The organism is Pseudomonas sp. NFACC56-3, from assembly GCF_900100025.1.
Taxonomy (GTDB): Bacteria; Pseudomonadota; Gammaproteobacteria; order Pseudomonadales; family Pseudomonadaceae; genus Aquipseudomonas; species Aquipseudomonas fluorescens_AA.
Genome location: NZ_FMTK01000026.1, coordinates 1 through 21,414 on the forward strand (window position 1 = coordinate 1; position 21,414 = coordinate 21,414).

Below are 21,414 nucleotides of genomic sequence, written 5' to 3' on the forward strand. Positions count from 1 at the left end.
AGCCACTTTGATGTTGACTGAAACACCGCTATCGCGAGCAAGCTCGCTCCCACATTTTGCTCTGTGGCGAACTCATTTTTTGTGAGCACTGAAAATGGGCTTCAGTAACCCCGGCTGAAATCCACTTCCCCGCGCAGCGCTTCGTCCGCCTGGTAGGCCCGCAGGTTTTCCAGGAACAATTGCACCATCATCGGTGGCGAGGTCGGTGCCGAGCTGTGGCCGGTCAGCAGCAGCCCCCAGGCAGTCCAGAACGGATGGCGCTGTGGCAATGGCTCCTGGCGGCAGACATCGATCACCGCACCGGCCAGGTGCCCGTCCTTCAGGGCTTGCACCAAGTCCGCATCCACCACCGCCACGCCGCGACCGACGTTGATGAACAACCCGCTCGGCTTGAATTGCTTGAACAGCGCCGCGTCGTAGATGTCATGGGTATCCGGCGTATTGGGCAGCAAATTGATCACGTAATCCATTTCGCCCACCAGACGAGGCAAGTCCTTCAACGCCCCGACTTCGATAAACGGTGCCAACGTCCTGGCTTCGCTGGCGATGCCATACAGCTGCACGCCGAACGGTACCAGGAACTGCGCCACACGCTGGCCGATGTCCCCCGTGCCGACGATCAACACCTTGCGCCCGGCCAGGCCTTGCCCCTGGCGGTTGTCCCACTTGCGCTCGACCTGGCTGACCAACCGGGCCAGCACCTCGCGCTCATGGCCGAGCATGTAGGTGAGCACGTACTCGGCCATCACCTGGCCAAAAATGCCCACCGCACGCGTCAGGCGGTAATCGCGGCTCAAGCCATCGGCCAGCAACGGCGTGATGCCCGCCCAGGTCGATTGCAGCCAACGGGGCTGGTGGCCCTGACGCAACAGGGTGGCCAGCAGATCAGGCTGGCCGAGCCAGACCGGACAATCGGCGGCCAGTCGCGACAGTTCGGCGGAATCGCCGCTGGTCAGGACTTCAATATCGGGTGCAGCCTGGCGCAGAAGCTGGGCATACACCGAGTGATCGTGTTCGGCAATCAGAACGCGCATGAATCAAACCTTTCAAAAACAGTGCAGACGAGCGCCGGCAGAGTGTCGCTCCATCCCTGCGATCGTCGTCAATAAACCATTCCAGTATTACAAAAGGCACCCAGGACAGATGCCCCCACTGCCGTCAGACCGGGTCGTTGCGGCGCAACAACTCTTCGGGCAAATGCTCGATGTACTCATCTTCGGCCGGCGGCATCTGCAAGTGATAGCCCTGGGTGTCGAGGTTTTCCAACACCTTGCCGATGTCTTCCCGGGACAGCTCCCGCTCGGGACTCAGCACCAGGTCGAAGGCATGGATCGCCTTGCCAAAGGCGGCCATCAACGGCTCGGGAACACGCTTCAAGGCATCGCTCTTGAGCACATACAGGTACATCTCGTTTTTCTTCGAGCTGCGGTAGATGGAGCAGATACGTTTCAAGGCTGTTCTCCGGCAGTGGCCAGGCTGTCGAGCAGCGCCTGGCCCATCAATTCGCGACGCCAGCCACGCAGCGAATCGGGCAATTGATAAGGGCCCTCGGGAAAGCCGCTCTTGATCAGCGCTTCGAGGGTTTTCTTGCGCAGCATCAGCTCCGGAGCAATCTCCAGGCGCTCGGCTTCAGCCTGTCCCAACGCCCGCAGGCGCTTGACCAGGGCCGAGGCCTCGATGGGCAACGGCTCGGCCACGGCCGGCGGCCATTGCTCGGGCGGAATGCTGGCGGCGCGCTGGATCAAGTCCAGCAGAAACTGGCCATCCTGGCGCACGGTACGCGGGTGCATGTCTTCGATCTTCGCCAGTGCGCCGAGGTTATCCGGCTGGGTGCGGGCCAGGGGCCACAGCGAATGCTCGCGGATGATGCGGTTACGCGGCAGGTCACGGGCCCGCGCCTCGCGTTCGCGCCAGGCGCACAACTCGCGCAGCACGGCCAATTGAGCGCGGGACAGTTTCCAGGCCAGCTTGGCCTCGCGGTAGACCTCGTACGGGTCGACTTCGCGACGCAGGTTGGCCACCAGTTCGGCGCCATCCTCCAGGACCCAGCGGTATTTTTCGTCGGAAAGCTTCGGGCGCAGTTGTACGAAAACCTCTGCCAGATGCACGGCATCCTCTGCCGCGTAGCTGATCTGCGTCTCGGACAGGGGCCGTTGCAACCAGTCGGAACGCGTCTCGCCCTTGGGCAACTCGATGCCCAGCACTTCCTGCACCAGCCGCGAATAGCCCATGGAGAAACCCAGGTTCAGGTAGGCGGCGGCCAGTTGAGTATCGAACAGCGGCGCGGGCAGGCTGCCAGTGAGGCGCAGCAGCACTTCAAGGTCTTCGCTACAGGCGTGCAGCACCTTGAGCACCGCCGGGTTTTCCAGCAGGGCGGCCAAGGGCTGCCAATTGTCGATGGTCAAGGGGTCGATCAGGTAGGCACGCTTGCCGTCGCCGATCTGCAGCAAACCGGCAATGGGATAAAAGGTGTCGACCCGCATGAATTCGGTGTCGAGGGCGACGAATGGCAATTGCTGCCACTCGGCGCAAAACTGACCGAGGCTATCGTTGTCGCGAATCCAGTGAATATCGATGGCCACACGGCTCTCCCTTGAAGAATGGCGCGCAGTATATATCGCCGCTGGCGATTGCGAGCATCCATAGAGCGGCCGCCTGAGAGAAATCGCCTGCGAAAAAGCAAGAATAGTCCTACATCAAGAATTAACCGGTCTTACGCAACACATAAACTCGCGTCAACGCGAAACCGGGCAGGAAATCCTGGTACCAAAGCACGCTGAAACCGGCCTGGCGGAACTCGGCTTCGACATCAGCCTTGTCGGCCAGGCTCCGTTGCGGGGCCTGGCCGATCTTGAGGCGTCCTTCGATTTGCACCGAAACGATCACCGTGTCGCGACTGACCCGATGAAACTCGCGCAACAGCGCCAGGCGATGCTCGCTGGCACTGACGTGGCGAAACAGCTGCAGACAGAGAATACAGTCCACCGCGTTGGCCGACAGCCCGAGGGTGAAGGCCGAACTCGGGAAGGTCTTGACCCGCTGGAGCAACGCGCCGCCATGGTGGGTGAGCGCATGTTCGAGCATGTCCGGCGACGGGTCCGCCGCCAGAATCACCCGGTTGGCGTGCTCGGCCAGTACCGGCCAGAACCGCCCCGCCCCACAGGCCACATCCAGCACCAGTCCCGGCTCACCCGCCACCTTCAGGGCATTGCGCACCATGTGCTCGTTACGCCAGAACGCCAGGCGCAAGCGCCGAGGCGCCGGCTGGCAGCACATTTGCGCGTGTTCCCGGTCGTGTTGCCTGGCGAACTCAAGCTCGACGGTGGAAGGGGGCTGCCCGGACATACAAACGGCTCTTGGGGAATGAATGGGGACAGGTTAAACAACCCGGCGTGAAAAAAAGGTGGAGGCGATCATTCCCGGGCGAGCACTCCGTCGATGACCGCGCCGCGGCAGTTGGCGAACAGGTCCAGGTCCCGGTTGTAGACCTGGCTGTTGACTTCCAGCAGCCCGAGCATCGAGTGAAACAGGTTGTCTTGGCTCAAGGGCTTTTCCCGGCTCAGTTGCAGGCAATGGGTATCGACCGAAAAAGACTTCTGATAGCTGTCGGAGAACCAGGCCAGCATCGCCACGTGTTTCTGTTGCTCCGGGGCGAGCATGTAGGGCGTGCCATGGAGAAACAGGTTGTATTCACCCAGGGACTCGCCATGGTCCGACAGGTACAGCATGGCCGTGTCGACCTTGTCCTGGTTGGCCCGCAGCAGGTCGATCAGGGTCGACAGCACGTGATCGGTGTACACCAGCGTGTTGTCGTAGCCATTGACGATGCTCTCGCGGCTGCAATTGTTCAGCGCGTTGCTTTCGCACACCGGGGTGAAATGCTCGTACTCCTTGGGATAGCGCTTGAAGTACTCCGGTCCGTGACTGCCCATCTGGTGCAGCACCAGTACCGTGTCCTTGTCGAGCGTGTCGATGAAGTGCTGCAGGCCTTGGAGCAGGATCTCGTCGCGGCACTCACTGTTGGCGCACAGGGCCGGGTCCTTGAGATTGCTGACATCCTGCAGCGTGACCCGATCGCAGGTGCCCTTGCAGCCGGACTGGTTGTCCCGCCAGATCACCTCCAGCCCGGCGCGCTTGAGCACATCCAGCAAGCCCTCTTCATTCCTGGCCTTGCTGGCGTCGTAGTTTTTGCGTCCCATGTTGGAAAACATGCAGGGCACCGACACGGCGGTTTCGGTGCCGCAGGAATGCACGTCGGTGAAGGCGATCAGGCCGGCCTCTTTGTCCAGTGTCGGCGTGGTGTCGCGGTTATAACCGAGGATGCCGAAGTTCTCGGCCCGGGCACTCTCGCCCACCACCAGGACAGTCAGGGATTTGCGGCCGTGGGTTTGCCAGGCCGGGTTGCGGCTCGCATCTTCGCCCACGGTGATGAACGGCTGCTTGGCCGACGCGACCTGCTCACGCAAGTACCCGAATGAAGCACCGATGTAGTTGCTCGGTACGACCATCAAGCGCAGTTCGTGGTGGTTACGAAACAGCGAAGACAGGCCTTGGTAGTTGGCCAGGGCGACCAGGCCGATCACGGCGGCCGAGGCCACGCCAACCAGCAACTTACTTAATAATTCTCTGGGCCAACTACGGTAGTTGATCGGGGTCTTGAACAACAACCAGCCTGGCAAGGCACCCAATAAGCCGATATAGGCAAACAACTTCAGCGACAACAGATCACGGACTTCCGTGGCATTGGTTTCGGCGAAGTTGCGCAACATGCCGGCGTCGATCAGTACGCCGTATTGGGCCATGAAATATGCCACGCCAGCGCTGATCAGGAATAGCAGCATCAGCACGGGCTTGAGCAGCGGACGGAAGGCCACGAGTGTCAACACCAGGTTGAACGCGCAGAAAATCATCACGCCAAACGCCGCGCACATCAGCATGCCCCGAGCGTCAGCCGTGGTGATCGCCAGCAAGTGTTGCCAGAGCACGATGTTGAAGCCCACTAACAAAAAGGCACTGGCGGCCAGCGTCACCCACTCGGGGCGCACGGCTTTAATGGTCAGCATGATGGTTGACGGCTTCCTGAAGTTGCTCTTTGAAAAAGAAGTGCCGCAGCAAACATGAAAAAATCGTTTTCTACGGCAACACAAACTTTAGGTAGCCCACCATCAATTTTTCGTGAAAAAGTTGCTATTAAATAATTATTTAAGGAACCCGCCAGGCACCTGTTTCAGGCCTGATGCAGATACCAGCGCCAATCCTGTTCTCCGACTTCGCCCATGAACTGACGGTATTCGGCGCGCTTGACCGCCAGATAAACACCCAGGAACGCCTCGCCAAACGCTTGCCGTGCCCAGGCCGAAGCCTCGAGCGCACGCAGGGTGGTGAGCCAGTCGGTGGGCAGCGGTTCGATCACCTGGGCATAGCCGTTGCCTTCCACAGGTTTCCCGGGATCGCACTGTTCACGGATCCCGTGATGGATACCGCCCAATATCGCCGCCGCAGCCAGGTAAGGGTTGGCATCGGCGCCGCAGATACGATGCTCGATGTGCCGCGAGAATGCCGGGCCACCCGGCACCCTCAGGCTCACGGTGCGGTTGTCCACGCCCCAGGTCGCCGCCAGCGGCGCGTAGCTGTTGCTTTGGAATCGCCGGTAGGAATTGGCGTTCGGGCAGAACATCAACAGCGAATCGAGCAAGGTGTCGAGCATCCCGCCCACCGCATGGCGCAGCAGCGGCGTGCCGTCGCCGGCTTCACTGGCAAACAGGTTGTGGCCCTCGCGGTCCGCCAGACTGACATGCATGTGCATGCCGGAGCCCGCCAAGTGATCGAACGGCTTGGCCATGAAACACGCCTGTATGCCGTGCTTGTGGGCCACGCCCTTGACCAGTCGTTTGTAGCGCACCGCTTCATCCATGGCTTGCAAGGCATCGCTGCGATGTTCGAGGGTGATTTCCACTTGCCCTGGTGCGTATTCGGAAATGGCGGTCCGGGCCGGGATGCCTTGCAGTTTGCAGGCGGCGTACAGGTCGGCCAGGAACGGCTCGATCTGCTCCAGTTCGCGCAAACCATAGACCTGTGTGGCATGCGGTCGTCCACCGTCGGCGTCCCGCGCTGGCTGCGGCCGGCCTTGGTCGTCGCGTTGCGCATCCAGCAGATAAAACTCCAGTTCCGCCGCCATCACCGGGTAATAACCGTCGGCCTGCAGGGCCTCGATCACCTGGCTGAGCAAATAACGCGGATCGGCGATGGTCGCCGGTCCACCTTCCTGGGGATGCATGCTGACCTGCACCGCAGCCGTGGGAATCAACCGCCACGGCATGCGTTGCAAGCTGCCACTGATGGGATAGGCGCGGCAATCGATGTCTCCGACGTCCCACACCAGCCCGGAGTTTTCCACATCGTCGCCATTGATGGTCAGCCCGAGAATCGTACTGGGCAGTGGCCGGCCACTTTCGTAGACCGCCAGCAACTCGTCCCGATGCAACAACTTGCCCCGAGGCACGCCGTTGTTATCGAGGATGAACAACTCGAACAGCTCGATATCGGGATTCTGTGCAAGGAACGCCAGGGCGTCTTGCACGGGTGCAAAAGAAGTTTTCGCAAGGCTCATGAGAAGGCTCGTATTTCCATGTCGGACGGGCGACAAAGCACCGTCAATGCGTGCTCGGCGTTGTGCGAGCACGATCAGTGATCAACAGGAAATACGAGTATCTGGAGGGCGCGCATGACGACAATGCCAGAGTGCCCAAAAGGCCAGCTCGGAAGGCAACGCACCAAGGGCCGGGGCCATGGCAGGCGCGAACCGGCCGACCGGATCGACCGCGGCGTATGAAGGGTATTGGAATGCCAGGGGCGAACCGTCCATGAGCGCATCACAGGAAACACATCGGGCAAGCGTCCCACGGCACCCTGGAGGGTTAAACCTGGATTTGATGGAGCTTGGATCGGCGCAAACTAAACATAGGCAAACGAATCGGTCGTTGATCGGCACGTCGTGTTCCCTACATTATCTGTCCCGTTCCCGACCATGAAAGCGCCTGCCTAGCATTCTCTTGGCACCATCGTTCCGTTAGGATCGTCAGCCTGGTTTGCGCAAGATCCGCGCAAGGAGCACAGCGAGAGACAGAACGGATGCTGAACAGTAACGCCCTCAGAAAGCTCGACATGCAGGACCTCATGGTGTTTAGCGCCGTGTACGAGCAAAGCAGTGTCACCGGCGTGTCCGAGGCATTGTGTGTCAGCCAGTCAACCGTCAGTTATTGCCTCAAGAAACTGCGAACCTGCTTCGAAGATGAACTGTTTATCAACACCCGCACCGGCATGCGCCCCACCTACAAGGCCGAGGGCATGTACGATCATGTGCGCGGCATTTTGCAAAGCATCAACCTGTGCCATGCCGGCAGGCCAACCTTTGATCCGACCCGGCAAGCCATTACCTTCAATATCTGCGCACCGGAATATTTCGAACACCTGATCCTGCCGCAACTGCTGCAAGACTTCGATTACGCCAATCTGCCGGTAGTGGTAAACGTGCACAAGCTCGAAGCCGACATTCCCGCCGAAGAGCTACGCGACGGCAGCCTGGACCTGGTGATCTGCTTCGGCCCGAACTTCCACAGCAACCATACCGATTTCAAATCCCGGCAGCTGTTGCAGGAGGACCTGGTCTGCGTCGTGGATAAACGGGCGACGCCGCTTGAGACGCAACTGAGCCTTCAATCGTTCGTACAGCGCCGACACGTGTTTCCGACGCCCTGGGCGTCAGCGACCAACATGGTGGATGGCTGGCTGTCGCAGCAGGCGCATCACCGGCAAATCGCCGCTCGCGCCAACAGCTACAGTGCCGCACTGAAGATGATCACAGGCACCGACTTCATCCTGACCCTGCCCCGCCGCATCCAGAAACTGCTGGCCAACGAGGCGATTTTCAATCACCACGAAGCGCCCAGGGGGCTGCCAGGGTTTACCTTGAACATGCAGTGGAGCCTGGCCCTCGATCAGGACAGTGCCAACGCCTGGCTACGCGAACAGATCGTCAAGGCCTGCGCCCAAACGATGCCTGATCGTCATTGACCGATCAAGGACTTGGCATACGACTCCCGATCGATGTCGAGGATCTCCACGCACAGCTGCACGCTGACCCCGGCCGGCCATGGCCCCAGGTCCTGGACCACCGCCAGCAGGCTATCGGACAATTGTTTCTTGATTTCCGGCGAGCGTCCGCTGATCAAGGCCAGTTTCACGTGCACGAAACCCTGCTCGCCGATCCCTGTGCCCACTCGAAAAGTCTCGAGCTTCACGGCCCGGCTCTTGATGTCGTGCTCGGCGGAAAATTGACCGGAGGCCACCAGTGCATTGTTCATTCGCAGCAGTGCGACCTCGGCTTTCAGCTCGGGCAGGTTGGCGGTGTACTCCATGTGCAGGTGAGGCATGTGTTCGACTCCGATTCGAAAATATGACGAGGGGGTTTCAGCCGTCATAACCTTACCTCGACTTTATTCGTTCAGGCAGGTTTTGTTTCGCCCCAGGCCGGTGTCAGGGCTCTGTCAGGGGCACGCGTTCGCCCATGAAGGCCTCCAGCCGCGACCGCAACCAGCGCTCGGCCGGGTCACTGTCGACATGGCTCAGCCAGACCATGGACAAATCCAGGTTCGGGGTCTTGAAGGGAAAGGGTTCGTTGAACAGGTGCCCCGAAGCGGCCATGGCGACGGCGGTATAGTCCGGCAGGCTGGCGATCAAGTCGGTGCCGGCCAGCAACGCCGGCAATGCGCTGTATTGCGGCACCGACAGCACGACCTTGCGCGTGCGTCCGATCTCGGCCAGCCATTCATCAGCGAACCCGGCGACGTTGGCGGTATGGGACACCAGCACATGAGGTCGCGAGCAGTACTCGTCCAGGGTCAGCGGCGTGTCCGATGCATCGGCACGCAATACGCGCGGTTGAATGTGTCGCAACAGTTTGCGCTTGGCGTTGGCCGGCAGGCCGCGCGTCTGGCTGATGCCCACGGTGATGTCGCCTGACGCCAGCAAATCAGGGATGCGCCAGTAATCGACATGCTGGACCACGAACACGATTTGCGGCGCCTCTTGCCGCAGGCTGCTCAACAGCGGTGGCAACAGGCCGAACTCGACGTCGTCCGACAGGCCGATGCGAAACGTCATGGTGCTGTTGGCGGGATCGAAATCGTGGGTCAGGCTCAAAGCCACCGACAGCGAATCGAGCGCCGGCGAGAGATGCTGGATGATTTCCTCGGCCCGGGCCGTCGGCTCCATGCGGTGGCCGACGCGAATGAACAGCGGGTCGTTGAACATCTTGCGCAAGCGATTGAGGGCCGAGCTGATGGTCGGCTGGCCCAGGAACAGTTTTTCCGCCACCCGCGTCACGTTGCGCTCAAGCATCAACGTTTCGAAAACCACCATCAGGTTGATGTCGGTCTTGCGCAATTCGTTGCGGTTCATCCCCTGCCCCCCCCGATTCCTCGACTGGATGCAGTGTAGAAACGCCGGGGGCTGTGCGTCTATGCGCAAAAAGGCGAAACACCTGCGCAATACCAGCCAAAGAATTGGTCCTTGATTCCACGCGGGGCTGTAGGAACTGCAAGGCTGCGATCTTTTGCTTGAGACTCAAGCGTCTTGGGAAAGATCGCAGCCTCGTTGCACTCGACAGTTCCTACTCCATGGTCAGTCCTTGGGGTCATAGATGCGCCACACCAGGAAAACCGGCCGACGCTTGGATTCGATATAGGTGCGGCCCAGGTATTCCCCCAGTACGCCGATACCGATCAGTTGCAGTCCGCCCAGGAACGTGACCGCGACCACCAGCGAGGCATAGGAAATCAGGGTCCGCAACACGATGAACATAGCGAACGCAAGCAATATCTGATAACCAATGGAAACGAATTTCCCATAGCCAAAACCGACCACTCGGCTAGGCTTGCAGCCACATGTTCAACGCATGTCTTGAGTGAATGAATCGCAGGGAGCGAACCGATGTATTTTGAAATCTATCGACAGACCCGAGGCACCCCGAGCAGCGGAAAAGGCCAATGGCGCTGGCGCTTGAGAGCCGGCAACCACGAAACGATCGCCAGTGGCGAATCGTATGTGAACAAGAGTGATTGCCTTCACGCCGTCAGATTGATCAAGAACGTCCATGACGAGACGCCCGTAAAAGAAATCTGAACAGCGCCAGGCGGGGTCCGTAGGAGCTGGCGAGGCCTGCGATCTGTTGATCCTGATCTTTCGCTTGAGACTCAAGTGTCTGGAGAAAGATCGCAGTCTCGTTGCACTCGACAGCGCCTACACCGGTTCTGCTTTTTTCTGTGACGATGGTCTCCAGGCAGGTAGGGTATACGGACAAAAGCAGGAGGCCGGCGCAAATGACTCGATCCACCCACAACCGCGACTGGCTGGTGCGGGCTCCCGAATCGAGGAAAATGGAACGCATCGAGGCTTACTTCAGTGGGCACGGCTACACCACTCATCGCCATGACACCTACGCCATCGGCATCACGCTTGCCGGCGTCCAGAGCTTCAACTATCGCCACAGCAAGCGTCATAGCCAACCCGGCGGCACCATCGTCCTGCACCCGGACGAACTGCACGATGGCGAAGCAGGGACCCGCGATGGCTTTCGCTACCGGATGTTCTACATAGAACCGTCGGTGATCCAGCAGGTGTTGGGGGGCAAGCCGCTGCCTTTCATCGAAGGTGGATTGTCCAGCGATCCCCGCCTCAACATCGCGACCCGTCGATTGTTGAACAGCCTGGACCATCCCCTTGACCCGCTGGAGGAAGAGGATGCCATCTACGATGTGGCCCAGGCCCTCGACATTGCGGCGGGCAACAGGCGTGGACGGCGGCTGATCGACTACCCCGCTGCAGAGCGTGCCCGTCTGTTCATCCACGATACCCTCGACCAGGTGATTACCCTGGACGATCTGGTGCAGGCAAGCGGCAGGGACCGATGGGGTCTGTCCCGGGATTTCCGGGCGCTGTACGGCACCAGCCCCTATCGCTACATCACCCAGCGCCGCTTGAGCGAAGCCCGGCGCCTGGCCTTCCACGGTACGCCATTGAGCGAAGTGGCCCTGGCCTGTGGTTTTTTCGATCAGAGCCACATGACCCGGTTGCATACCCAGGCCTTCGGTATTTCACCGGCACGCTGGCTGAACATGCTGCGCTAAGGCAGCGACTTGGCAGCGCAAAAAGCTGCACGATCATCCAATACGCACGCTGGCTCGAACAATAAAGTAGGACGCACCACCCCACCAAGGAGATGCCTCGATGACCCGTTACGCCCCCATCAACTTCGCCCAGAAATACACCCTGTTCCAGGAACAGTGGACGCCGAAAGTCGTGGCCGAAATGAACGACTACCAATTCAAGCTCGCCCGGCTCGAAGGCGACTTCATCTGGCATGCCCACGCCGATACGGATGAAACCTTCATCGTGCTGGAGGGCGAGCTGCGTATCGACTTTCGCGACGGCGCAGTGACGATTGGCCCGGGCGAGATGTACGTGGTCAAAAAAGGTGTGGAGCATAAGCCCAGCGCCGCCCGGGAAGTGAAACTGCTGTTGATCGAGCCTCGCGGCGTGATCAATACCGGCGAAGAAACCAATGAGCGAACGGCGGTCAACGATGTCTGGATCTGACTGAGCCAGGCTCAATCGTATTCGGCTTCCTGGTGGTCGCCCAGCAACCGCCGCTGGCGAGGTGTCGCAGCCGACAGGACCTCAGGATTGAACTGCCAGTGCAGATAGGGTGAGAACTTCTGTGCAACCATGCGCCGGCCATAGTGCACCTGGAGCATGTACCGCGTGCGGTCGGCGGTCCGGTTGTCACTGCCGGCGTGCCATAGTTCGCTGCGCAGAATCAGCACATCGCCCGCCCTGCACAGTATTGGCTGCGCGGGGCGCCCTTGCCATTGCGTTTCGCCCGCTACTGGCGCCCGACCGGCCTTGTGGCTGCCAGGAATCACCTGGGTCGGGCTCAAGTCGGCATCGAGGTCATCCAGGTAAAACTGCGCGGTGAACACCTGCATCGGCAGGTCAAAGGCCGGATCGGCCAACAGGTCTGGCGGCAACGCCATCACCAGGTAATCCAGGTGCAACGGCGCCCCCTTAAAGCCCGGATGGCAACGCCAGGCCGTCTGGCCAATGACATGACAGTCATCGCCCAGGGCAGCCTCGGCCAGCTCGATCACACCGGCCACATCCAGGAACGGCAGCCAGAACGGGTCGCGATTGAACACACATTTGTAATGATCGATCACGCCGCTGTAGTCCCAATGCCGGGGCTTCAACTGGTCGATGGCATGGCGCAGGTTGGCGATCTGCCCGGCATTCAATACACCGGGCATCAGGACAAAGCCCTGCTGATGCAGGGCTCTCAGAAGGTCGTCAGTAGACACGACACCACCGACTTCAGGTACGGAAGCGGCCGGTCAGTTCCGCCAGGTTTCTCGACAGGCTCGAAAGCTGCTGACTGGCCTGCATGCTCTGGGCGGAATTGGATGCCGCTTCGTTGGACAAGTCGCGAATGTCGGAGATGTTGCGGGCAATCTCTTCGGTGACGCTGCTCTGCTCTTCACACGCGTTGGCGATCTGTGCAGCCATGTCATTGATTCGCTGGATAGAGCCGCTGGTACCGCTGAGCACCTCATCGACCCCCGCGGCGCGCTCGACGCTGTCCCGGGCTTTGCTGCTGCCCACATGCATGGCTTGTACAGCCTTGGCGACCCCGCTTTGCAAGCGCTCGATGCGCACCTGAATGTCCTTGGTCGAGTCCTGGGTGCGGGCCGCCAGGGCCCTGACTTCGTCGGCCACGACAGCGAAACCACGGCCTTGCTCACCCGCCCGTGCCGCCTCGATGGCCGCGTTCAGCGCGAGCAGGTTGGTTTGTTCGGCGATCCCCCGAATCACCTCGAGCACCGCACCGATGCTGGACGTTTCCTGGGCCAATGCCTCAATCGTACCCGAGGCGGTTTCGACCTCCTGGGCCAACTGGCGAATCGACTCGATGGTGCTGCTGACCACCTCGGCACCGTCCCGAGACTGACTGCTCGCCTGTTGCGCGGCATCCGAGGCGCTCACCGCGTTATGCGCAACTTCATGCACCGCCGCGCTCATCTGGGTGGCGGCGGTACTGACCTGATCGAGCGCCGCATGTTCGCTGCTGATCAAGCGGTCATTCGTCGCGGCCATATCGGCCATGGCGCGCGCCGCGGAGTCCACCTCCCCGGTCACCCGTCCAACCTCGGCAATCAACGGCTGCAATTTGTCGAGAAAACGATTGAAGGCACCGCCCAATTGGCCCAACTCGTCAGCGGAGCGTACTTCGAGACGCCCTTTCAAATCGCCGCCGCCCTCGGCAATCTGCTCGACGCGGTGCAGCAATCGACGCATAGGGCTCAGCACCACCAACGGCAAGACAATAAGCACAAGGACGCAACAGAGCAGGCCGATCAACAGAATCACACCCTGTTGCACACCGACGGCCTCGCCGTTTTCAATCGCTGCGTCGCCTTCGCGATGCGACGCCGCATCTTCAAGGTCACCCAGCTTGTCGATGGAGTCCCGCATGGTTTCGAACAGGCGTTCACTGTCACCGAAGCTCAGGGCGCTGGCGCCCTGCGGATCGCTTACAGACTGCTCGAGGACCCGCCGCGAAACCTGCATCCATTTCCCGAAGCTGTCATTGAACTGACTGACCAACGCCTGCGCCTCGGCACCGGGCTGCATCGCGGCATATTGCTGCACGCGGTCATAAGCCTGCTTCGCATTCTCGCTGTGACTGGTGCTCAGCGCTTGAATATGCTCATTCGCATGACCATCCAGCAGGCTGCGCTCGGCGACGAAAGCCTGATAAAGATCGCGATCGGCATTGAGCAACAGGCTGATGGCCGGCAGATTACGTTTGGTCAATTGCGTGCTGGACTCAGTCACCTGACCGATGCCACGCATGCCCGTCCACCCCATCAGCACCAACAACAGCGCCAGGAACGCAATGGGCAGAGTGATTTTCCAGCGAAAGCCCAGATCGGCAAAAAACCGCAGCATGGGGTGTCACTCCTTTCATGGGGATTAACTTACCTATCGGCAGCCATGCCTTGAGCTATAGACCATTAGTCCAATTGTTACAAAGCCTTGGGCTGTGATCATGCAGGTTGCGCAGAGGGGCGGGCGGGATAAAAAAGGCGGGGGGAGGCAATAGCTGCGGGGAGTTTTCTGACATTTTCCGCCCACATAATTTAGGGAGTTTTCTGACTCATCATCTGATTGATGATTTCTCCGGAAGGGCTCTATAGTCCAAGCGTCGTTCGTAAGAGCGGCTTGGGTTTGGCGACTCAATGACAAATGGTAAGAAAGCCCTCAATCAAGCGGAGTTTGAAATGAATAGATACATGGCTCTTACCAGCAATGCCGACGATCAACCCCTCTTCGTCGATACCTCTGCGCCTTTGCACATCCTGCTCGACACGGCGGGTTATAGAATTCGCGCGGTCACCCAGCTTTTAGAGAACCTCGCCATGCGAGGGGACATTCCGAGTGACTCAGTGGTCCTCCAGGATTTTGCACAGCTGTGCTGCATTCCTTTGAGGGATGGCTGCGACGTACTCGATGTCATAGCTCGGCGCTTGGATGCGGAGCCGGTCTAGTTCAAAGGGCCTCTCACGAGGCCCATTCGTCGAGACGAGCATGGTTCGATGGCACCAAACCCCTCCGGTTTGCCCGGACTCGATTAATCACATAAGCATGATCAGCATGAATACACACACCTCGGAGGCCCCGATGGCTACCACAAAAAAGTCGATAAACCACACAAGAAAGTCACTCACGATGAGCTGACATTTCTTGACGTTCGACAAGCTGCACATGATGGTCAACAAGTGTTCAATAAATTTGTAATCACTGGCAAGCTTCCTATACAAAGGCCTGGTTACCACCCGTAAAAACTTCTGCTTTTTTTGAAAAAATGGAAAACGGGGACCGACCACAGCTATGTGCCTGTTCCTCAAACAGTCATCGGCGTAAATCGTATATTCCAGTCCTTGGCTTTAGGCAAAAGACTGGAATTTATTACCTCAAGCCTGCCCGTGATAATAAGTAATCGTCTCTTTTAAGGAGTCCGAAAAGTCATAAATTTGATCGAGTGAAGCAATAGGATGTCGAGTTTCATTTTTGTCCCTATCAAAAACACCTAAATATTTTTGGCTTCTATTGAAGTGGAGTCTGGCGATTGGCTTTCGATTGTTATCGTCCAATAAGATCCCAAAGTAGCTCTGAGTGTCTCTGTGTGCGATCCGTTTCGAGTCGATTACTGTGCGCACTATCGCTTTTATGATATGAAAACCCTCCAACTCCTCCATCGTAGTAAGGACTCGATCCTCAGGCGCATCATTTGTTTCGGGCTGGCTCTCGGATACAACCCGTTCCGCTGGAGTCAGCAGCGGAACGCCGCTGATTGCGGACTTCAGGCGATCGTTAATTTGGTCGTTTAGGAACTGAGATGCAGCTTTTTTGGTGAGAAGCGCGAACTGCTCTCTTACTTTTTGAGTGATCACACCTTCATAGATTCGAGAAGCAAAGAACCGCACAAAATCATCGTCGGGCTGGGTAAACTGGGAAGCCATTTCCCTTTTTATCTGTCCTACGTACTTTAATTCACCTGCCGCGTTAATGATTGATTCAACGTCAAATGCTGACTTTGTAAGCTTTTGCAGCTCAGGTATCACGTGTTCGTCGATATCTAAAAGGTCTATCTCCAAAAATGGCTTTTCATCCATTTTGTTTGGAGCGTCTAAATCGGTGAAGAATCTGTAGAACCTGCCGTTTGTTAAGATTGATATTCTTGCGGTAGTGACGTGGAAATATCTGAATAACTGGCTCGCATGATTTATATTTAGCGATTCGCCAATTTTTTTAGTCTCAATAAGAATCTGAATCTGGCCGTTTTTCAGGATCGCGTAGTCAATTTTTTCGCCTTTTTTTGTACCAATATCACATATATATTCGGGCACGACTTCGGATGGGTCGAAAACGTCATAGCCAAGCACGGTGTGAATGAATGGCATTACAAAAGCAGTCTTAGTTGCTTCCTCGGTTTGGATTGTTGATGCTAACTGATTCACCTTCGCCGACATTGCGTTCAAGCGTTCTATAAATTCCATTTCCTAGCTCCGTAGCCATTTTCCCGAATGGGCCAATAGAGGCTTAACGCTACTACTTGTTAGGTTGTCTCGATACTGGATTTTCGTCCATGCTGGATACCCAAACAGTTTGAAATTAATAAGGAGAGCCAGGCAAGGATTAAACCCAGGCAACGCTGAGCGTTCCGATGCCATACCCTATCCGACCATTCAGTCCTCACGTAGAAACTTCTGCAACCCGCACCAAAAGAACTATTCTGGCCCTAAGCCTCTCGCCGGAGATTTTCTGTCGAGTTACGTTCTGAATGTTGCTGAACATTCAGCGACAGGGCTTGGTAACCCACTGAGGAAAGCGGCAAGAAAGCGGGGACAGACCACGATTAGAGGCAGGCTGATTACAGATAAACACACGATCGTGGCCTGTTCCCAGTCTCCGCTCTAATCCACTCTTCAGACAGGTGAATGATTAGCCACATGCCCAGGCTGCGCATGAAGATCGATGCCTAGCGCATGAATGACCTTGAGTACGGTATCGAATCTCGGTTTTGATCCGGGGGCGAACGCCTTGTACAAGCTTTCTCGTCCCATGCCGGAGTCTTTAGCGATCTGCGCCATGCCTCGAGCCTTGGCTACATAGCCGATCGCTCGGAGAAACTCCTCGCTGTCACCATCAGCCAACACCTGGGAAAGGTATTCACTGATCGCTTCGTCGCTATCGAGTAGTGCCGCCATGTCAAATTTCGTCAGGTGTTGGCTGATGCTCAAATCTCCTTTGCCAATTTCTTCGCTCGCCGGATATCAGCACTCTGTGAAGACTTGTCGCCCCCAGCCAGTAGCACGATGACCACTCCACCGCGCATTATGAATAGACCCGGTAGCCAGCGCCTACATCCACACGCAACTCTGAAACACCATCACCGACAGGTTTCACATCGCCCAGGTTACCTGCTGCGGCACGGGCGGGCGATAGCGATTTTTGCTCGCAGATCACGAACCGATGAATGCCAAGCAGTAAACGTCTGCGTTTGCTGAATGAGATAATTCATGGGCAAACCGTATCCAGTTGGATACTAGCAGTCAAGATGCTGATGCCGATCATCCCTCCGTATTCTCAATCCGGGACGGAGGGGAAGAAATGGGAACAGATCACGATCTGATGATGAGTGAACTCAAACCTGTGGCCTGTCCCAGTCTTTAATCGCGGCGCAAATCACAGGTCAGGCGATCCGCGCCCCGACGTTCACGCTCGCGGTACTGCCGCACAATTCATGTCGCCGCGTTCGCCATACGCGACAAAACACCAGAAACGAAAAAGCCCCTGAAATGTTCAACCATTTCAGGGGCTTAGTCGTATTCAATAATGGCGGAGAGATAGGGATTTGAACCCTAGGTACTGTCGCCAGTACAACGGATTTCGAATCCGTCCCGTTCGGCCACTCCGGCATCTCTCCAGTGGCGCGCATCATACCAGCACATTCGCCGGAAGCGAACCCCCGAGCGAAATTTTTTCCGTGCTATCAGATGCTTGCGTCGATTACAGCGGTACACCCAGGCGCTGGGCGACCTCTTCGTAGGCTTCGATGACGTCACCGAGGCCCTGGCGGAAGCGGTCCTTGTCCATCTTCTTCTTGGTGTCCTTGTCCCACAGACGGCAGCCGTCCGGGCTGAATTCGTCACCCAGGACGATGGAACCGTCGCTGAACACGCCGAACTCAAGCTTGAAGTCCACCAACAGCAAGCCGGCGTCGTCGAACAGCTTGGTCAGCACGTCATTGACCTTGAGGGACAATTCCTTCATGCGGGTCAGTTGCTCGGCGGTGCCCCAACCGAATGCCACGACGTGGGATTCGTTGATGAACGGGTCGCCCTTGGCGTCGTCCTTCAGGAACAGCTCGAAAGTGTAAGGGTTGAGCTTCATGCCCTCTTCCACGCCCAGGCGCTTGACCAGGCTGCCGGCGGCATAGTTACGCACGACGCATTCGACCGGGATCATGTCCAGCTTCTTGACCAGGCATTCGTTGTCGCCCAGCAGCTTGTCGAACTGGGTCGGCACGCCGGCGGCTTCGAGTTTTTGCATGATGAAGGCGTTGAACTTGTTGTTCACCATGCCCTTGCGGTCCAGCTGTTCGATGCGCTTGCCGTCGAACGCCGAGGTGTCGTTGCGAAACAGCAGGATCAAGCGGTCAGCGTCGTCGGTCTTGTAAACCGACTTGGCTTTGCCGCGGTAGAGTTCTTCACGTTTTTCCATGATGGGCTCCGCTTGCTAAGTAGTGGGCTAGGCGATATGTCGCCAGTCGAGCCCTGAATCTTGATCGGCCAGTTGCAGCCAGTCCGGGTCGCACCCGAGGGTGTCGACGAAACATTGCCGGGCCAGCTGCGGCAGGTTGTTCTTGCTGCTCAGATGGGCCAGGACCAGGTGTTGCAAGCCTTGCCAGCCCAACTCGGCCACCAGGAACGCGGCCTGGTGGTTGTTCAAATGTCCGTGCTCCCCGCCTACCCGTTGCTTGAGGAAGTACGGGTAGTAACCACGGGCCAGCATGTCACGGCAGTGGTTGGACTCGATCATCAACGCATCGAGGTCCCGGTAACTGTCCATTACCCTGTCGCAATACGACCCCAGGTCGGTGAGCAGTCCGAAGCGCCGCTCGCCGTCGCTGAACACATATTGCGTCGGTTCCCGGGCATCGTGCGCCACGCTGACCACGCTGATGTCCAGGCTACCGATACGCAGTTGCTCGCCACCGACCACGAAGCCGGCTGGCTCGATGGGCTTGCGCAGGCCTGCCAGTGTCCCACGGCTCAGGTACACCGGCAGATTGTAGCGCCGAGACAGCAAACCCACGCCATGCACGTGGTCGGCATGTTCGTGGGTCACGAGTATCGCGCTCAGTTGCGCCGGGTGCACACCCAGGCGCAACAGGCGTTTCTCGGTTTCCCGCAGGGAGAAACCACAATCGACCAACACGTACGTGCCAGCACTGGCGACCAGCGTGCCGTTGCCCTGGCTACCGCTGCCGAGAACGGCAAAACGCATCGGATCAGCCCAGGTTATCCTGAATCAAGCTCAATACCTTGCGGGCCACATCGGCCGGCGCCACGGTGTTGATGTTCTTCTCGACAGTGACCTGGACGCTTTCGCCGACCTTGCTCAGGCGAACCTGATAACGCTCGGCGCGGGCTTCGATCTCTTCCTTGTCCGGCTTGCTGCCGAACAAGCCACTGAAGAAGCCAGGCTTGTCGTCTTTCTTCTCGGCCTTCTCGGCGAGGTTGATGTAATACAGGCCCAGGCTGCGGTTGATGTCCTCAACGCGCCACTCACCCTGTTCCAACGCACGGCCAACGCTCGACCAGGCACGGTCCAGGTCGGAGCCGACGTTGAGCACCGGGTTGCCGCTGCCGTCTTCGCTCAGGCTGACGCGGCTCGGCGCATCGAATTCCTTGGACGCCAGCATCGAGACCGAACCACCCTGCTCTGCCGTACGGCTCATGCTGGCGAGCATGTCGTCCACCAGCGCAGCGTCGAGGCCGGTGTTGACCGAACGGTTGGTGAAGGCCACGTCGGCGGTGCTGCCGGCAGGACGCTCGGCGCTGACCACGTAGATTTCACTGGTGTTGCGCTGCACGCCCGGCTCGATACGCACCCGCACGCGGGTTTCGCTGTCAGCCGCGACACCGGCGGCGCTCAAGCGCTTGGCCATGGCGGCAGACAGTTCATCGGAACGCTGCCAGGTGGTGGTGAACTCGCCGGTCTGCGGGCGCTGTTCGTCCAGGCGGAAACCGTTGTCCTGGAAGAACTGGATCGCCACCGGCCAGACTTCGGCTGGCGGATGCTGGCCCATGACCCAGCTGGAATCGCCACTCTTCTGCAGGGTGTAGTCGCTGGCGTCGGCCACGGCCGACAGCGGCTGTGGACGAGGGACGACGTATTCGCCCTTGACGCTGTCGTCCGCGACGTTGCGCGGAATCGGCAGCAGCGGATCCAGGCGCTTGGCGACGTGGACGTCTTGCGGCAGTTGCATCGGTGCAGTCTGTTGCGCTTGCAGGTAATCGCTACCACGGTCGCGGAAGTAACCTTCCGGCCCCCAGATCCATCCGCAGCCGCTGGTGCTGGAGATAATCAAGGCAAGTGCGGAAAGTCCGGCCATTCGCTTCATGCGTTGTACTTCCTCAATTAAACCAGGACGCCGGACTGGCGCAGGGCCTGCCGCAGCGGTTCGTGACAGGGAGTGCTCAGCCAGGTCAGTGGCAGGCGGATACCTTCGTGCATCAGGCCCATTTCGACCAAGGCCCATTTCACCGGAATCGGGTTGGCCTCGATGAACAGGTCCTTGTGCAGCGGCATCAGTTTTTCGTTGATGGCCCGAGCGGTCTCGGCGTCGCCCTTGAGCGCGGCCTCGCACAGGTCGGCCATTTCGCGCGGGGCAACGTTGGCGGTGACGGAGATGTTGCCCTTGCCGCCCAGCAGGATCAGCTCGACCGCTGTCGGATCATCCCCGGACAGCACGATGAAGTCCTTGCTCACGCTATCGAGGATGGCCTTGGCGCGCTTCATGTCGCCGGTGGCTTCCTTGATGCCGATGATGTTCGGCACGGTGGACAGGCGGATCACGGTCTCGGCCTGCATGTCGCAGGAGGTGCGGCCAGGAACGTTATAGAGAATCTGCGGGATGTCGACGGCTTCGGCGACGTGCTTGAAGTGCTGGTACAAGCCTTCCTGGGTCGGCTTGTTGTAGTACGGGACGACCAGCAGGCAGGCGTCGGCACCGGCCTCCTTGGCGTTGCGGGTCAGCTCGACGGCTTCGCGAGTCGAGTTGGCGCCAGTACCGGCGATGACGGGGATGCGACCGTTGACCTGCTTGACCACGGCACGGATGACTTCGATGTGTTCATTGACGTCGAGGGTTGCCGACTCGCCGGTGGTACCGACGGCGACAATGGCATGGGTGCCGTTCTCAAGGTGGAAGTCCACGAGTTTGCTGAGGCTGGCCCAGTCAAGATGCCCTTGTGCATCCATGGGTGTGACCAGTGCCACCATACTGCCCGCAATCATGAAACCGCTCCTGCCGGAAAAAGAGAGCGGTAATGGTACTGGCGCCAAGATGCTTGTACAAGCGAACTACCATTCCCCTGGGCGATGGTTTTCGCTACCCTTCAGGCTTTGATCGGTACCGACAAGCTCATACGCCGGTTTCCAGCCTCCGTTTTCGACGCCACGAGCCCCAATCCCGGGTTTGTCCTGGTGCATTCCCGCTGTCGCGGAATG

The 21,414-nt window shown here is 58.7% G+C and carries 21 protein-coding genes, 1 tRNA gene and 3 pseudogenes; 5 read left to right on the plus strand and 20 right to left on the minus strand.

The annotated features are described in order from the left end of the window. Positions 1-101 precede the first annotated feature (101 nt). The 6 genes from BLO80_RS25560 to BLO80_RS25585 all read right to left on the minus strand — a co-directional run bounded on the left by BLO80_RS25560 (position 102) and on the right by BLO80_RS25585 (position 6,610). Positions 102-1,034, minus strand: a complete 933-nt coding sequence (locus BLO80_RS25560) for a D-2-hydroxyacid dehydrogenase (RefSeq protein ID WP_092332665.1) — start codon at positions 1,032-1,034, stop codon at positions 102-104. A gap of 124 nt (positions 1,035-1,158) precedes the next feature. Then, complete coding sequence (locus BLO80_RS25565; RefSeq protein WP_092204454.1) at positions 1,159-1,452, minus strand: YcgL domain-containing protein; 294 nt, start codon at positions 1,450-1,452, stop codon at positions 1,159-1,161. Next, positions 1,449-2,582, minus strand: a complete 1,134-nt coding sequence (gene rnd, locus BLO80_RS25570; protein ID WP_060738742.1) for a ribonuclease D — start codon at positions 2,580-2,582, stop codon at positions 1,449-1,451. The genes BLO80_RS25565 and rnd overlap by 4 nt, the downstream gene beginning before the upstream one ends. A 121-nt stretch (positions 2,583-2,703) precedes the next feature. Then, positions 2,704-3,345: a class I SAM-dependent methyltransferase gene (locus BLO80_RS25575; protein WP_092332667.1), complete on the minus strand. Its 642-nt coding sequence runs from the start codon at positions 3,343-3,345 to the stop codon at positions 2,704-2,706. A gap of 68 nt (positions 3,346-3,413) precedes the next feature. Beyond that, positions 3,414-5,063, minus strand: a complete 1,650-nt coding sequence (locus tag BLO80_RS25580; RefSeq protein ID WP_092332669.1) for a phosphoethanolamine transferase — start codon at positions 5,061-5,063, stop codon at positions 3,414-3,416. 164 nt (positions 5,064-5,227) lie between these two features. Then, positions 5,228-6,610 carry a glutamine synthetase family protein gene (locus BLO80_RS25585; RefSeq protein WP_092332671.1) on the minus strand — a complete coding sequence of 461 codons (1,383 nt, stop codon included), beginning with the start codon at positions 6,608-6,610 and terminating at the stop codon, positions 5,228-5,230. A gap of 521 nt (positions 6,611-7,131) precedes the next feature. Here BLO80_RS25585 and BLO80_RS25590 point away from each other — a divergent pair. Then, positions 7,132-8,073 (plus strand): LysR family transcriptional regulator, encoded by a 942-nt coding sequence (locus BLO80_RS25590; protein ID WP_092332673.1) that lies wholly within the window; start codon positions 7,132-7,134, stop codon positions 8,071-8,073. Here BLO80_RS25590 and BLO80_RS25595 read toward each other — a convergent pair. The 3 genes and pseudogenes from BLO80_RS25595 to BLO80_RS25605 all read right to left on the minus strand — a co-directional run. Continuing rightward, positions 8,067-8,432 carry a 5-carboxymethyl-2-hydroxymuconate Delta-isomerase gene (locus BLO80_RS25595; protein WP_092332675.1) on the minus strand — a complete coding sequence of 122 codons (366 nt, stop codon included), beginning with the start codon at positions 8,430-8,432 and terminating at the stop codon, positions 8,067-8,069. The genes BLO80_RS25590 and BLO80_RS25595 overlap by 7 nt on opposite strands. A gap of 103 nt (positions 8,433-8,535) precedes the next feature. After that, entirely contained in the window at positions 8,536-9,459 is a 924-nt protein-coding gene (locus tag BLO80_RS25600) for a LysR substrate-binding domain-containing protein (protein WP_092332677.1), read from the minus strand. Positions 9,460-9,681: 222 nt separating this feature from the next. After that, positions 9,682-9,906, minus strand: a pseudogene (locus tag BLO80_RS25605) (glycosyltransferase); the annotation flags it as partial. 84 nt (positions 9,907-9,990) lie between these two features. Here BLO80_RS25605 and BLO80_RS25610 point away from each other — a divergent pair. From BLO80_RS25610 to BLO80_RS25620, 3 genes are all read left to right on the plus strand, one after another. Next, positions 9,991-10,182, plus strand: coding sequence for a YegP family protein (locus BLO80_RS25610; RefSeq protein WP_092332679.1), 192 nt, complete (start codon positions 9,991-9,993; stop codon positions 10,180-10,182). 197 nt (positions 10,183-10,379) lie between these two features. Then, entirely contained in the window at positions 10,380-11,186 is an 807-nt protein-coding gene (locus tag BLO80_RS25615) for an AraC family transcriptional regulator (protein WP_092332681.1), read from the plus strand. Positions 11,187-11,286: 100 nt separating this feature from the next. Continuing rightward, positions 11,287-11,655 (plus strand): cupin domain-containing protein, encoded by a 369-nt coding sequence (locus tag BLO80_RS25620; RefSeq protein WP_092204441.1) that lies wholly within the window; start codon positions 11,287-11,289, stop codon positions 11,653-11,655. Positions 11,656-11,666: 11 nt separating this feature from the next. On the opposite strand, the gene BLO80_RS25625 is transcribed toward BLO80_RS25620, so the two are convergent. The 3 genes and pseudogenes from BLO80_RS25625 to BLO80_RS30745 all read right to left on the minus strand — a co-directional run. Continuing rightward, on the minus strand, positions 11,667-12,413 hold the full coding sequence (locus tag BLO80_RS25625) for a phytanoyl-CoA dioxygenase family protein (protein ID WP_092332683.1): 747 nt from the start codon (positions 12,411-12,413) through the stop codon (positions 11,667-11,669). A gap of 13 nt (positions 12,414-12,426) precedes the next feature. Further along, positions 12,427-13,215: a methyl-accepting chemotaxis protein gene (locus tag BLO80_RS30740; protein ID WP_371914590.1), complete on the minus strand. Its 789-nt coding sequence runs from the start codon at positions 13,213-13,215 to the stop codon at positions 12,427-12,429. Positions 13,216-13,284: 69 nt separating this feature from the next. Then, positions 13,285-14,061: pseudogene (locus BLO80_RS30745) on the minus strand (MCP four helix bundle domain-containing protein); the annotation flags it as partial. Positions 14,062-14,393: 332 nt separating this feature from the next. Between BLO80_RS30745 and BLO80_RS25635 the strand changes: the two are divergent. Beyond that, positions 14,394-14,660: a short-chain dehydrogenase gene (locus tag BLO80_RS25635; RefSeq protein WP_092332795.1), complete on the plus strand. Its 267-nt coding sequence runs from the start codon at positions 14,394-14,396 to the stop codon at positions 14,658-14,660. Between the two features lie 426 nt (positions 14,661-15,086). Here the strand turns inward: BLO80_RS25635 and BLO80_RS25645 are convergent, their stop codons facing one another. From BLO80_RS25645 to dapA, 8 genes and pseudogenes are all read right to left on the minus strand, one after another. Continuing rightward, a complete protein-coding gene (locus BLO80_RS25645) occupies positions 15,087-16,172 on the minus strand; it encodes a type I restriction endonuclease (RefSeq protein ID WP_092332689.1) in 1,086 nt (361 codons plus the stop codon). Positions 16,173-16,601: 429 nt separating this feature from the next. Then, positions 16,602-16,910 carry an addiction module antidote protein gene (locus BLO80_RS25650; protein ID WP_092332797.1) on the minus strand — a complete coding sequence of 103 codons (309 nt, stop codon included), beginning with the start codon at positions 16,908-16,910 and terminating at the stop codon, positions 16,602-16,604. Between the two features lie 2 nt (positions 16,911-16,912). Continuing rightward, a pseudogene (locus tag BLO80_RS30395) lies at positions 16,913-17,197 on the minus strand (type II toxin-antitoxin system RelE/ParE family toxin). 315 nt (positions 17,198-17,512) lie between these two features. Then, positions 17,513-17,602: transfer RNA gene (locus BLO80_RS25660), tRNA-Ser, on the minus strand. Positions 17,603-17,685: 83 nt separating this feature from the next. Next, complete coding sequence (purC, locus tag BLO80_RS25665; protein WP_092332691.1) at positions 17,686-18,399, minus strand: phosphoribosylaminoimidazolesuccinocarboxamide synthase; 714 nt, start codon at positions 18,397-18,399, stop codon at positions 17,686-17,688. A gap of 27 nt (positions 18,400-18,426) precedes the next feature. Further along, the gene (locus BLO80_RS25670; RefSeq protein ID WP_060738757.1) at positions 18,427-19,185 is read right to left on the minus strand and encodes an MBL fold metallo-hydrolase; all 759 of its coding nucleotides are present in this window, start codon (positions 19,183-19,185) and stop codon (positions 18,427-18,429) included. 4 nt (positions 19,186-19,189) lie between these two features. Continuing rightward, the gene (gene bamC, locus BLO80_RS25675; RefSeq protein WP_092332693.1) at positions 19,190-20,305 is read right to left on the minus strand and encodes an outer membrane protein assembly factor BamC; all 1,116 of its coding nucleotides are present in this window, start codon (positions 20,303-20,305) and stop codon (positions 19,190-19,192) included. A gap of 17 nt (positions 20,306-20,322) precedes the next feature. After that, positions 20,323-21,201, minus strand: coding sequence for a 4-hydroxy-tetrahydrodipicolinate synthase (gene dapA, locus BLO80_RS25680; RefSeq protein WP_092332695.1), 879 nt, complete (start codon positions 21,199-21,201; stop codon positions 20,323-20,325). Between the last annotated feature and the right edge of the window lie 213 nt (positions 21,202-21,414).

Coding starts and splice junctions, on each gene's coding strand:
- BLO80_RS25595 (WP_092332675.1), bottom strand. CDS start 8,432: ATGCCTCACCTGCACATGGAGTACACCGCCAACCTGCCCGAGCTGAAA.
- BLO80_RS25635 (WP_092332795.1), top strand. CDS start 14,394: ATGAATAGATACATGGCTCTTACCAGCAATGCCGACGATCAACCCCTC.
- BLO80_RS25580 (WP_092332669.1), bottom strand. CDS start 5,063: ATGCTGACCATTAAAGCCGTGCGCCCCGAGTGGGTGACGCTGGCCGCC.
- BLO80_RS25645 (WP_092332689.1), bottom strand. CDS start 16,172: ATGGAATTTATAGAACGCTTGAACGCAATGTCGGCGAAGGTGAATCAG.
- purC (WP_092332691.1), bottom strand. CDS start 18,399: ATGGAAAAACGTGAAGAACTCTACCGCGGCAAAGCCAAGTCGGTTTAC.
- BLO80_RS25585 (WP_092332671.1), bottom strand. CDS start 6,610: ATGAGCCTTGCGAAAACTTCTTTTGCACCCGTGCAAGACGCCCTGGCG.
- BLO80_RS25620 (WP_092204441.1), top strand. CDS start 11,287: ATGACCCGTTACGCCCCCATCAACTTCGCCCAGAAATACACCCTGTTC.
- BLO80_RS25560 (WP_092332665.1), bottom strand. CDS start 1,034: ATGCGCGTTCTGATTGCCGAACACGATCACTCGGTGTATGCCCAGCTT.
- dapA (WP_092332695.1), bottom strand. CDS start 21,201: ATGATTGCGGGCAGTATGGTGGCACTGGTCACACCCATGGATGCACAA.
- BLO80_RS30740 (WP_371914590.1), bottom strand. CDS start 13,215: ATGGCCGATATGGCCGCGACGAATGACCGCTTGATCAGCAGCGAACAT.
- BLO80_RS25575 (WP_092332667.1), bottom strand. CDS start 3,345: ATGTCCGGGCAGCCCCCTTCCACCGTCGAGCTTGAGTTCGCCAGGCAA.
- bamC (WP_092332693.1), bottom strand. CDS start 20,305: ATGAAGCGAATGGCCGGACTTTCCGCACTTGCCTTGATTATCTCCAGC.
- BLO80_RS25670 (WP_060738757.1), bottom strand. CDS start 19,185: ATGCGTTTTGCCGTTCTCGGCAGCGGTAGCCAGGGCAACGGCACGCTG.
- BLO80_RS25615 (WP_092332681.1), top strand. CDS start 10,380: ATGACTCGATCCACCCACAACCGCGACTGGCTGGTGCGGGCTCCCGAA.
- BLO80_RS25600 (WP_092332677.1), bottom strand. CDS start 9,459: ATGAACCGCAACGAATTGCGCAAGACCGACATCAACCTGATGGTGGTT.
- BLO80_RS25590 (WP_092332673.1), top strand. CDS start 7,132: ATGCTGAACAGTAACGCCCTCAGAAAGCTCGACATGCAGGACCTCATG.
- BLO80_RS25610 (WP_092332679.1), top strand. CDS start 9,991: ATGTATTTTGAAATCTATCGACAGACCCGAGGCACCCCGAGCAGCGGA.